Source organism: Ruegeria sp. BJ6 (genome assembly GCF_056537885.1).
This window is the reverse complement of the sequence record NZ_JBQFSG010000004.1, coordinates 270,499-281,852: the sequence shown is the minus strand read 5'-3', so window position 1 is coordinate 281,852 and position 11,354 is coordinate 270,499. Positions and strand designations below refer to the sequence as shown.

Genomic DNA, 11,354 nt, shown 5'->3' with positions numbered 1-11,354 from the left:
ATAACCTCAGATGCCCCCAGTCTATCCTGAGCGTCTCCGCCGCTTCCGCCGCGTCCCAAGCGCCTCAGCAGCGCCGGTGAAGGGGGTTCTAAGGTTTACTACAAACCGCCGCAAGCACAAAATTACTCAACACCGAACTTTTTTAGTTTTCCATGTTTAACGCAACAAAATCATATACTTAAATCATATACAAGTGCGTACTTTGGCTTCAAACCGATCAATACCCCGGCCAAACCATCCCACTGGTTTTTGTGCAAACGAGACTCGAACACAACATATAGGCGTCGACGCAAGGGGGGACACAAGTGGGACCGAGTCGTTTCCCACCAGAGCGATTCACTTACGCGAATGCTCAACAGCAAACTTCGGGCTACTTTTACGATTCATCCCCTCTGAAAAAGACTCGGAACAGCCAGTTCCTCCATGCTTTCGGATATCTGTTTGAGAAACTGCTTGCCAATCGCGGAAACAGGTCGTCCCGCCGCTGTTACAATAACGACATCCAGCAGAATTCGTGGCTCGAACCGGCGCAAAACGTATCCCTTCCGGTCATCACTGGACAATGTGAACGGGTCGACAAGCGTCACCCCCAATCCCTGCTTGACCATATTCAGCGCATTTCGGAACAGGTCGGTATGACACCTGATGCGCATATGCGATCCATCCCTATGAAAGGCTTCGCGGGCGCGGCGGTTCACCATGTGGTCAGAACCCATGACGATAAACGGTACATCATCCAAACGTTTTGGTGTCAGCACGTCATGGTCAACCAATGGGCTGTCTTCAGGCACCGCACACATAATCTCAAAGAAGAACTGCGTCTGTGTAAGCCCGTCGTGGCGCACCGGAGGTTCGCAAATTCCAATCTCGAACAGGCCAGCGACCACCCACTCCTGAATCTTTGACGAATATTGGGATTGAAAGGCAATTGTCAGATTTGGCTTACCGGCGGCGAACCTTGCAATCTCACCGGGCATAAATCCAAAGGCCATCGCATGGTTGGTAGCCACCTGTAGCTGCCCTGCTTTTTGGTTCTGCAAATCCAGCACGGCCTGATTTACGTGATCAAGGCCGCGGACAACCGTATCTATCTCCTCATACAGAACCGTTGCCTCGGGCGTTGGCAGCAACCGACCACGGCTGCGCTCGAACAGAGTAAGCCGAGTGTGGCGCTCCAATTGCCCCAAAAGGTTTGAAATTGCGGGCTGAGATACACCAAGCAGCTCGGCAGCGCGCGTGACGGTGCCGCTTTCGATGGTGGCGTGAAAGGCCTGATAGTGGCGGAAATATGAGGACATGCAGAACGTATATCAGTAAAACTTATGGTTTGTGCATAAATTTATATTGGAAATGATAGATCTGACTCATCACACTACCCTCAACTATAGGGAGGACACCGTGGGCGTGTTGCAAACCATCACAGGCTTTGACCTGTGGCATTTGGAATTGCCGGTCGTTTCGGCGCGCGATCATGGCATCGGGCGGGTCGAGGGATCTTGTGAAATCGTGGTGCTGCGACTTACGGCGGAAGGCGGAGCGCAAGGATATGGCGAAGCCTCACCTTGGTCCGTATTCACCGGGACACCCGAGGCGACCTATGCGGCGCTGGACCGGTATATCCGGCCCTTGGTGATCGGGCGGCGGGTCGGAGACCGCGCTGCCATCATGGCAGAGGCGACCCGGGCGGTCGCGCATTGCACCGAAGCCAAGGCGGCATTGGAAACCGCTTTGCTGGATCTTGCCGGACGCATCACCGACCAACCCGTCTGGTCATTGCTGGGTGGCAAATGCCGCGACACGATCCCCCTCAGTTGTTCCATCGCCAATCCGGATTTCGACGCGGATATTGCCCTGCTTGAGCGGCTGCGCGAAGACAAGGTCGGCCTGATAAAGCTCAAAACCGGGTTCAAGGATCACGCCTTCGACATCATGCGGCTTGAGCGCATTGCACAGGATTTTCCCGAGTTTCGTGTGCGGGTCGACTACAATCAGGGGCTGGAGATTGAACGGGCCATTCCACAGGTTCTGGATGTCGCCGGGTTCTCCCCCGACTTTATCGAACAACCTGTCCGCTTTCACCACTTTGACATGATGGCGCAGTTACGAAGCATGACCGATGTGCCCCTGCTTGCCGACGAAAGCGTATTCGGGCCAGAAGATATGGTCAGGGCCGCGCGCGAAGGCATCTGTGATGGCGTTTCGGTCAAGATCATGAAGTCCGGCGGCCTGGCCCGTGGCCAGACTGTTGCGCGAATGGCTGCCGCAAATGGCCTGATGGCTTATGGCGGTGACATGTTCGAAGCTGGGCTGGCGCATCTTGCCGGTACCCACATGATTGCTGCAACGCCCGAAATCACACTGGGATGCGAATTCTATCAGGCCTCGTATTTCCTGAAGGAAGATATCTTGGAAACGCCTTTTGAGGTCCGCGACGGTCAGGTCGTTGTGCCGGATGGGCCGGGCCTGGGGCAGCGGCCCGATACTGACAAGCTGAATCATTACGCTGTTCGGAGGTCAGCGTGAGGCCCGTTGCCTCAAAACGCGGTGGCCGCACGCGCGGCCTGGTCGTACTGGCCCGACATCAGACGCAGCAGGCTGGAAACACGACCAAGCTGTTCGGGTTCGATTCCGCATTCCTGCATAGCCTCAAGCAAAAGGGTCTCGCGTACCTCTTTATAGCGCGCGCAGGCGGTGACACCTTCGGGCGTCGCCTCGACCGTCTTTTCCTTGCCTTGACGGCCCACCTTCACCAATCCGACCTTGCTCAGTTTCTTGACCGAATAATTGACCGTGTGCGTGTCCTCGACGTTCAGGACAAGACAAATATCGGCCAGCTTTTTCGGCTTGTCCCGGTGCCGGACAGTATGCAGCACCAGCACATCCAGCGCAGAAAAGCCGGAATAACCTGCTGCATCCATCGCCCTCACCATCCAGCGCGCGTTTGCATGGCTTACAACGATCAATCCAAATTCGAATTCGGACAGTTCCGGGAAAGGTCCGTCGGCAAGATGGGCAGAGGACACGATTGGGCCAAATGTAGATCCAGACATAGGTGGAGCCTATGAGATGCGCGCATTTTGTCAACAATTTGTTGACGTATTGTCAAAGTGTGTCACTCTGCCCGGAACGGATTCGCGAATTGGGCGCAAAATGTGCGCTCGGAGAAAGCAATGACTGAGCAACCCAAGACCATCGCCATCATCGGTGCCGGAATTGTCGGCGTATCCACGGCCATCTGGCTGCAGCGCGATGGTCATCAGGTTGTGCTGATCGACCGCAAGGGACCGGCCGAGGGGACCTCGTTCGGTAACGGCGGAATTCTGGCATCCTGCTCGATCGTTCCGGTAACGGTTCCGGGCCTACTTAAAAAAGCGCCACGGATGCTTTTTGACCCTAACCAGCCGCTGTTTCTGAAATGGGGGTATCTGCCGAAACTGGCGCCGTGGCTGATGAAGTATCTCAGCCATGCCAATGCGAACGAAGCCAGCCGGATAGCTGCCGCGCTTGCTCCCATCGTCGGCGACAGCCTTCAGGATCATCTGGCCTTGGCGGAAGGCACAGGCGCCGAAAAGTGGATCGTGCCGTCAGATTACCTGTTCATCTACGACGACAGGAACCATTTTAAGGGTGATGCCTTTGGTTGGGGATTGCGGCGGCAGCACGGATTCACCTGGGACGAGATGGAGGGGGCGGAGTTTCACGAATATGATCCGGCCTTCGCGTTGGATCTCAACTTTGCGGCGCGGCTGAAAGACCATGGAAGGATCGCGGACCCCGGTCAGTATGTAAAAGATCTGGCGGGCCACTTTCAGGAGCAGGGCGGCCAGCTGGTCAAAGCCGATGCCGAGGATGTTGTACATGAAAACGGCAAGGTCATTGCCATACGCGCGGCAGGGCAGAATATCCCGTGTGACGCGGCAGTGATCGCCACCGGGGTCTGGTCTGGCCCATTGGCAAAAAAGCTGGGCCTGAACGTTCCGCTTGAATCTGAACGCGGATACCATCTGGAGTTCTGGGACCCGTCGATCATGCCGAAGGCGCCTGTCATGGTGGCTTCCCGAAAAATCGTGGCCACCCCGATGGACGGCCGTTTGCGGCTGGCCGGTGTGGTTGAATTCGGTGGTACCGAAGCCGGCGCATCGGACGCCCCGATCGAACTGCTGCACAAAAGTGCAAAGGCGGTATTCCCAAATCTGAAAGCCTCGAATGTCACTGACTGGTTGGGCCATCGTCCGGCACCAGCCGACTCCATTCCGGTGATCGGCGAGCTGCCTCACATAAAGGGCGCGTTCACTGGCTTTGGACATCATCACATTGGGCTGACAGGCGGACCAAAAACCGGCCGTCTGCTGGCTCAACTCATCTCGGGACGGCAACCCAATGTTGACCTGAGCGTCTATTCACCGGCACGGTATACGAAGGCCGGAAACTGAAAACAGGCACTAAGAACTAACCAAACAGGGAGAAAAGCATGAAGAAGATTGCTCAACTGATGACCGCAACGGCGTTGACCGCAGCGGCAGCCGCACCGGCATTTGCCGAAAAATGGGATATGCCCATGGCCTATTCCGGTTCGAACTTTCATTCGGTGACCGGTGCGGAATTCGCCAAATGCGTCACCACCGGCACGCAAGGCGAGATCGAGATTGTCACTCACCCGTCGGGTTCGCTGTTCCCCGGCGCACAGATCAAACGCGCAATCCAGACCGGCCAGGTGCCGATTGGTGAGCGTCTGCTGTCCGGCCACCAGAACGAAAACGCCATCTTTGGTGTGGATTCGATTCCGTTCCTTGCAACCTCCTTTGACGACGCTGACAAGCTGTGGCAGGCGGCAAAACCGACACTTGAAAAAGTGCTGGCCGATCAAAACCTGACGCTGCTCTACTCGGTGCCGTGGCCGCCGCAGGGGCTGTATTTCCGGGACGAGGTGAACTCGGTCGCAGACATGGAAGGCATCAAGTTCCGTTCGTACAACAACGCCACCGCGCGTCTGGCCGAACTGACAGGGATGCTGCCGGTGACCATCGAAGCCGCCGAAATCAGCCAGGCCTTTGCCACCGGTGTAGCGGATTCAATGGTCAGTTCGGGGGCAACCGGATATGACCGCAAGGTCTGGGAGAGCCTGAACTACTTCTATGAAGTGGATGCGTGGCTGCCGCGGAACTACATTATGGTGAACTCGGAGACATGGTCGGGCGTGTCCGACAAGAACAAAGCCGTGATTCACGCCTGTGCCGAGTTGGCGGAATACGCCGGAACATGGCGCGCCGTACAATATACAGACTTCACGCTCAAAGGTCTGACGGACGGCGGTATGACCGTATCCAAAGCCAGCGATCAGATGAAGGGTGAGCTGCAGCAGATCGGCGAAACCATGACCGCCGAATGGCTGGAAGCCGCGGGCGATGATGGCAAGGCCATTGTCGAAGCGTTCCAGGCATCCAAGTCGGAATAATTCCGGACCGGGGCGGGCCACGGGTCCGCCCCCAATCCCAAATAAAACAAACAGGGGGGCATCATGACCATGGCCCAGCGGCTTCGCTCCGCCCTTGATTTTCTGTACCTCGGCGCCGGTGTTATGGCTGCACTCTGCCTGATCGCGATCCTCGCGTTGATCGTGATCCAGATGGTGGCCCGCTGGACGGGTGAGGTATTTCCCGGCGCGCCGGATTATGCAGGCTATGCGATGGCAGCAGCCTCGTTTCTGGCCTTTGCAAACGCGCTCAATCGTGGCGCCCATATCCGCGTGTCGATCCTGCTGAATGCAGTCGGCCCCAAAACGCAAAGGATCATCAATATCTGGTGCTTTGCAATCGGCACGGCAATCGCCTGGTATTTCGTCCGCTACTGCGCCAAGTTCGTCTACTGGTCGTGGAAGTTCAACGATATCAGTCAGGGACAGGACAGAACCGCGCTTTGGATACCGCAATCCATCATGCTGATCGGCGCGGTGATCCTTGCCATTGCGCTGACGGACCACCTGATCAGCCTCATCTTCAACGGCGACCACCGGATCAAGCGTGATCTCGTCGATCAGAGCTTTGGAGAGTAAATCATGGAAGATTTTTCGATCATCATCCTGTTTCTCTTCGTTCTGTTCCTTCTGCTGGGCAGCGGCGTCTGGGTTGGCCTTGCCCTGATGGGTGTCGCCTGGGTTGGGATGGAACTGTTCACCACGCGCCCTGTCGGCGACGTGATGTTGACCACAATTTGGACGTCGTCGTCCTCGTGGACCCTGACCGCCTTGCCGCTGTTCATCTGGATGGGTGAAATCCTGTATCGAACGCGATTGTCCGAAGACATGTTCAAGGGCCTCGCCCCGTGGATGGCAGGCTTGCCCGGAGGGCTGGTTCATACAAACATCGTGGGCTGCACCGTGTTCGCTGCGGTATCGGGTTCATCCGCCGCAACGCTGACCACGGTCGGCAAGATGTCGATCCCCGAATTGCGCAAGCGCGAATACCCCGAGCCGATGATCATCGGCACGCTGGCGGGCGCAGCAACGCTGGGTCTTATGATCCCGCCCTCGCTGACGCTGATCGTCTATGGCGTGACCATCAACGAGTCGATTTCCAAGCTGTTCTTTGCAGGGATTTTGCCCGGTCTCGTCCTGGCGTCGATGTTCATGGCCTATGTGGCGATCACGTCGCGGGTGTCGAAGAACTGGAACCCGGCACAGGAGCCGCCTCTGACATTTGGACAACGACTATCGAATTCGCGCTTTCTGCTGCCAGTGATCTGCCTCATCCTTGTGGTGATCGGGTCGATGTATCTGGGCTATGCAACTGCGACCGAAGCTGCCGCGTTCGGCGTCATTGGAGGCCTGATCCTCGCCGCGTCACAGGGTTCGCTCACCTGGCAGACCTTCACGGAAAGCCTGATGGGGGCCACCCGCACCAGTGCGATGATCGCACTGATTCTGGCGGGTGCGGCATTCCTGTCGCTTTCGATGGGCTTTACAGGGTTGCCACGCGGATTGGCTGATCTGATCGCACAGCTGGAGCTCAGCCGGTTCGAACTGCTGATGGTGTTGCTGGTCTTTTACATCGTCTTGGGTATGTTCCTCGATGGCATCTCATCGGTCGTTCTGACGATGGCGGTTGTTGAACCGATGGTCCGACAGGCCGGCATCGACCTGATCTGGTTTGGCATCTTCATCGTCGTCGTGGTCGAGATGGCCCAGATCACTCCGCCGATCGGGTTCAACCTGTTCGTGTTGCAGGGCATGACGAACCACGAAATGGGCTTTATCGCCCGCGCGGCCTTCCCGATGTTCCTGATCATGGTCCTGATGGTCTTTGTGCTGATCGCCTTCCCCGAGATCGCGACCTGGCTGCCCGAGAATATCAGACAGGCGCCCGGCGGGGGCTGACGCGCTGACAAACGACACACGCTGGCCCCAATGGGGCCAGCGCATTCTTAATTCATCGGCCCGGGGCCATGATCCTTTCCTGCCTTACTTTCATCGCTCGCCACGGGAAACTTGGCCTGATCGCAGGTCTGGTTGCTGGTGTTGCATTCCCGGGCATGGCGGAAACGCTGCGACACTGGATTCCAGAGCTTGTGGCGCTGCTGCTATTCCTGACTGCATTCCGCATCGGTCCGGTGGAAACTGTCGAAAACCTTGGTGCGCTAGCCCGGACCACCATAACTGCATTGGCATTGCAACTGGCGCTGCCGGTGCTTTTCCTATCCGGATTTCTTGTTTCAGGACTGCCTTTAACACCACTGGCCCTTGCGGTCGCATTAATGCTGGCCGCCCCCTCTGTCACCGGCTCGGCCAATTTTTCGATCCTCCTGAATCATGAGCCCGCCCCGGCGTTGCGCCTTCTTATCGTAGGAACCGCCATTCTGCCGCTTACCTGCATTCCAGTTTTCTGGCTGTTGCCGCAGTTCGGCGCGTTGTCTTCGGTACTACTTGCCGCCATCCGCCTACTGGCGGTGATCCTGTTGGCCGCATCCTTAGGCTTCGCTTTGCGGCACTGGGGGTTTCGATCCATGAATGTCGATCAACGCAGGGCGACCGACGGTCTGACCGTCATCGTGCTGGCAATCGTAGTCGTTGGATTAATGTCCGCCATCCGCCCCGCATTCGAGCGCGACCCCGCCGAACTTGGCTTCTGGCTGGCCGCAGCGTTTGGCGTCAATTTCGGAATGCAGATTGTGACCTATGCCGTCCTGAAGGCGAAGGGGCGATCAGACGCGGTTCCTACAGCAATTGTCGCGGGAAACCGAAACTTTGCCTTGTTCTTTGTGGCCCTGCCGCCCGCAACGACTGATCCGCTGCTGATCTTTCTTGGCTGCTACCAGTTCCCGATGTATCTGACCCCTACCCTCATGCGGAGGCTGTATGACCCACGCTGATCTCTTTCCCATGGTGCGCAATGTCGGGCTGGACGGCATGCTTGTCACCTTCGCCAACACAATGACGGAAACGTCGAACCGGGCGGCGCTGGCGTTTCGCGGCGCCTTGGAAAGCCATGCGCTGGATGGTGTGATCGAAACCTCCACCTCACTTGCTTCAGCCTACCTGCGTTTCGACGTCACACGGGTGTCGCACGATACGATCAAAACGCAGCTGGCCAAGATTCTGACCCAGCGCGACTGGTATGCGGCACCCCTGCCCACGGGGCGCAAACTGTGGCGGGTTCCTACGGTCTATGGCACGGATCTAGCCCCACAACTGGATGAAGCCGCCGAAGCCGCCGGACTTTCCAGCGACGAAGCCGTGCGCAGGCTCAGCCAGACCCGGGTTCGCGTTCTGACAATCGGTTTTGCCCCGGGCCAGCCTTACCTTGGCCCATTGGGACCTGAATTCAACATTCCCCGCCTAAAGGAGTTGAACCCGATGGTGCCTGAAGGCGCTTTGGTTCTTGCGATCTCACAATTCGTGTTGTTTTCGGGCCCGACACCGACCGGCTGGCGGCACATCGGACAGACGGCGTTCCGGTGCTTTCGACCCGAAATGGAGCAGAGCTTTGCCCTGAATCCCGGCGACGAGATGCTGTTTGAACCGGTCAGCCGGGACGAACTGGAACGCATTCGCGACGACAACGGCGATGGTTTTGGCGGCGCGACCTTTCAGGAGATTGCAGCATGAGCCTGATCGTCCACCGAGTTGGCCCAGCCTGCACCATTCAGGATCAGGGGCGACAGGGTTATCTGGATCAAGGCCTTTCACGCTCGGGTGCTGCCGATATTCTGGCGTTGCACGAAGGGGCCGCCCTGCTGGGTCAGAGCCCGACACTCGCCGCGCTGGAAATGGCTGGAATGGGCGGAGAGTTCGAGGCCACCAAAGACACACGCATCGCATTAACCGGCGCGCCGATGCAGGCCAGCATTGATGGCTCACCGGTTCTCTGGAATGCCTCGCATCTGCTGACCATGGGTCAAAGACTGACGATCGGTTCGGTGCTAAAAGGCAGCTATGGCTACCTGCATGTTGGCGGCGGAATCGCCAGTGACGTTTTTCTTGGCTCCCGCTCGGCACATCTGACTGCCAAGGTCGGACGTGCAGTTGAGGCCGGGGACCTTGTTCCAACTGGCCGGGATTCAGGCGAAACTGGCATGAAGCTTTTGCCGTCCGAACGGTTCTCGGGCGGGGTATTGCGTGTCATCCCTAGTTTCCAGACAGCAATGTTCGACGAATCGACACTTGAGCGTTTCACCCAAACCGAGTTCAGTCGCGGACCACGTGCCAACCGGATGGGAATGCAACTGGAGAATGACGGAGAAGGCTTTGCCGCTACAGGTCAACTGAACATCCTGTCCGAGGTCATCACCCCGGGTGATATTCAGATGACGGGTACAGGTAACCCGTTCATCCTTTTGCCGGAATGTCAGACGACAGGCGGCTATCCACGAATTGCAACGGTTCTACCCTGCGACATGCCGCGCGCCGCTCAAACGCCTGCCGGAAACAGGGTCAGGTTCCAGTTCGTCACGCTGGACGAAGCAACGACGTTGCACACAGGGTTCACCAAAGACCTTGACCGGCTGGCGCGCCGCGTTGAACCTTTGGTCCGCGACCCGCATGACATCCCGGATCTTCTGTCCTACCAATTGATCGACGGAATGATCTCTGCCAACGACTGAGGAGTGTGCCGATGAGCCGCGTCGATTTGAATGCCGATATGGGGGAAAGTTTCGGCCCTTGGAAAATGGGTGACGATGCAAGCCTTCTGAAAATCATCACGTCGGCCAATATCGCCTGCGGCTTTCACGCAGGCGACCCGGACGTTATGTCGACGACGATGAAACTGGCCGCAGAAAACGGTGTCGGAATCGGTGCGCATCCCGGTTTTCCTGATCTGCAGGGGTTTGGGCGCCGCAACATGAAGGTGCCGCATGAAAGCCTGCGCAATCTGGTTCGCTATCAGTTGGGCGCGGCAAAAGGGATGGCTTCGGCAGTCGGAACCAGTGTACGACACCTGAAACTGCATGGCGCACTGGCCAATATGTGCTCGGTCGATATCGATATGGCCCGCGCCTGTTATCAGGGCGCTCTGGATGTGGACCCCGATATCATCATCATGGTTCTGGCCGTCACCAAACAGGAAGAGGCGGTTCGTGAACTGGGATGTAAATGGGTGGGCGAGATTTTTGCCGACCGCGCCTATAACGACGACGGCACTCTGGTCGACCGCAGCCTGCCCGGCGCGGTAATCCACGACCCCGAAATTGCCGGCCCGCGCATCCTGAACATGGTGCGTCAGGGCGCCATCATCACAGAAAGCGGCAAGCATCTGGAAACGTCGATCGACACCATCTGCCTGCATGGTGATGGGCCAACGGCCGTCCAGATAGCCCGTTCGGTGCGCGACTGCCTGATCGGAGGAGGCGTCGAGGTGACAAAGTTCACGCGTTGAGTTTCGGGTGTTTCACAGACGATTGGCACGACCAAACAAGAAACTGGCACCAAATCGAATGCAGGCTTCTGCATGGCGACCCAAATCTCTGGCATTGGTCAATTAATCCTGATGCCGGAGGTGCTTGATGAACCTGAATGCGGATCAAAATCTTTCCTTCCAAGACGGCCGGATGGAAATTGAAACCCTTACCTGCCAGCCTGACAAACTGCGAAGAAAACTCGCGTTGGTTCACCTGTCACGCGACCTTCAGGCCAGAGTATCCGAAGGCGACATTGTGCGTATCAAAGCCTCGCAAAAGACGGGCGCAAGCAGTTTGCCGGAGTTTTGGCAGATCGCGATGATCGAGAACAGAAAGGACCGGACATATGCCTATTGTGTTCCCGAACTCGCATTGAACTCTCGGGCGATGTTGTTGGTCTAACCCCTGCAAAAAAAGGGCTGCGAAATTTCTTTCGCAGCCAATGTTCTTCAGGAGAGAATGCC

The 11,354-nt window shown here is 57.3% G+C and carries 12 protein-coding genes; 10 read left to right on the top strand and 2 right to left on the bottom strand.

Translation table 11 applies throughout. The annotated features are described in order from the left end of the window. Positions 1–383: 383 nt before the first annotated feature. Positions 384–1,298: a LysR family transcriptional regulator gene (locus tag ACR0D6_RS12060; protein WP_480765669.1), complete on the bottom strand. Its 915-nt coding sequence runs from the start codon at positions 1,296–1,298 to the stop codon at positions 384–386. Positions 1,299–1,350: 52 nt separating this feature from the next. On the opposite strand from ACR0D6_RS12060, the gene ACR0D6_RS12055 reads away from it, so the two are divergent. Further along, positions 1,351–2,523, top strand: a complete 1,173-nt coding sequence (locus ACR0D6_RS12055) for an enolase C-terminal domain-like protein (RefSeq protein WP_480765668.1) — start codon at positions 1,351–1,353, stop codon at positions 2,521–2,523. Positions 2,524–2,534: 11 nt separating this feature from the next. On the opposite strand, the gene ACR0D6_RS12050 is transcribed toward ACR0D6_RS12055, so the two are convergent. Beyond that, positions 2,535–3,050 (bottom strand): winged helix DNA-binding protein, encoded by a 516-nt coding sequence (locus tag ACR0D6_RS12050; RefSeq protein ID WP_170657394.1) that lies wholly within the window; start codon positions 3,048–3,050, stop codon positions 2,535–2,537. Positions 3,051–3,170: 120 nt separating this feature from the next. Between ACR0D6_RS12050 and ACR0D6_RS12045 the strand changes: the two genes are divergently transcribed. The 9 genes from ACR0D6_RS12045 (at position 3,171) to ACR0D6_RS12005 (ending at position 11,292) form a co-directional block, all read left to right on the top strand. Next, positions 3,171–4,433: an NAD(P)/FAD-dependent oxidoreductase gene (locus tag ACR0D6_RS12045; RefSeq protein WP_480765667.1), complete on the top strand. Its 1,263-nt coding sequence runs from the start codon at positions 3,171–3,173 to the stop codon at positions 4,431–4,433. 38 nt (positions 4,434–4,471) lie between these two features. After that, positions 4,472–5,455, top strand: a complete 984-nt coding sequence (locus ACR0D6_RS12040) for a TRAP transporter substrate-binding protein (protein ID WP_480765666.1) — start codon at positions 4,472–4,474, stop codon at positions 5,453–5,455. A gap of 63 nt (positions 5,456–5,518) precedes the next feature. Beyond that, the gene (locus ACR0D6_RS12035; protein ID WP_170657384.1) at positions 5,519–6,052 is read left to right on the top strand and encodes a TRAP transporter small permease; all 534 of its coding nucleotides are present in this window, start codon (positions 5,519–5,521) and stop codon (positions 6,050–6,052) included. Positions 6,053–6,055: 3 nt separating this feature from the next. Continuing rightward, positions 6,056–7,372, top strand: a complete 1,317-nt coding sequence (locus tag ACR0D6_RS12030) for a TRAP transporter large permease subunit (RefSeq protein ID WP_170657381.1) — start codon at positions 6,056–6,058, stop codon at positions 7,370–7,372. Positions 7,373–7,440: 68 nt separating this feature from the next. Then, on the top strand, positions 7,441–8,364 hold the full coding sequence (locus tag ACR0D6_RS12025; protein ID WP_480765665.1) for a hypothetical protein: 924 nt from the start codon (positions 7,441–7,443) through the stop codon (positions 8,362–8,364). Beyond that, complete coding sequence (locus ACR0D6_RS12020; protein ID WP_480765664.1) at positions 8,351–9,100, top strand: 5-oxoprolinase subunit B family protein; 750 nt, start codon at positions 8,351–8,353, stop codon at positions 9,098–9,100. The genes ACR0D6_RS12025 and ACR0D6_RS12020 overlap by 14 nt, the downstream gene beginning before the upstream one ends. Further along, positions 9,097–10,095 (top strand): 5-oxoprolinase subunit C family protein, encoded by a 999-nt coding sequence (locus tag ACR0D6_RS12015; RefSeq protein ID WP_480765663.1) that lies wholly within the window; start codon positions 9,097–9,099, stop codon positions 10,093–10,095. The genes ACR0D6_RS12020 and ACR0D6_RS12015 overlap by 4 nt, the downstream gene beginning before the upstream one ends. Before the next feature lie 11 nt (positions 10,096–10,106). Further along, the gene (locus tag ACR0D6_RS12010; protein ID WP_480765662.1) at positions 10,107–10,868 is read left to right on the top strand and encodes a LamB/YcsF family protein; all 762 of its coding nucleotides are present in this window, start codon (positions 10,107–10,109) and stop codon (positions 10,866–10,868) included. 127 nt (positions 10,869–10,995) lie between these two features. Beyond that, positions 10,996–11,292, top strand: coding sequence for a hypothetical protein (locus ACR0D6_RS12005; protein ID WP_480765661.1), 297 nt, complete (start codon positions 10,996–10,998; stop codon positions 11,290–11,292). The last annotated feature ends 62 nt before the right edge of the window (positions 11,293–11,354 follow it).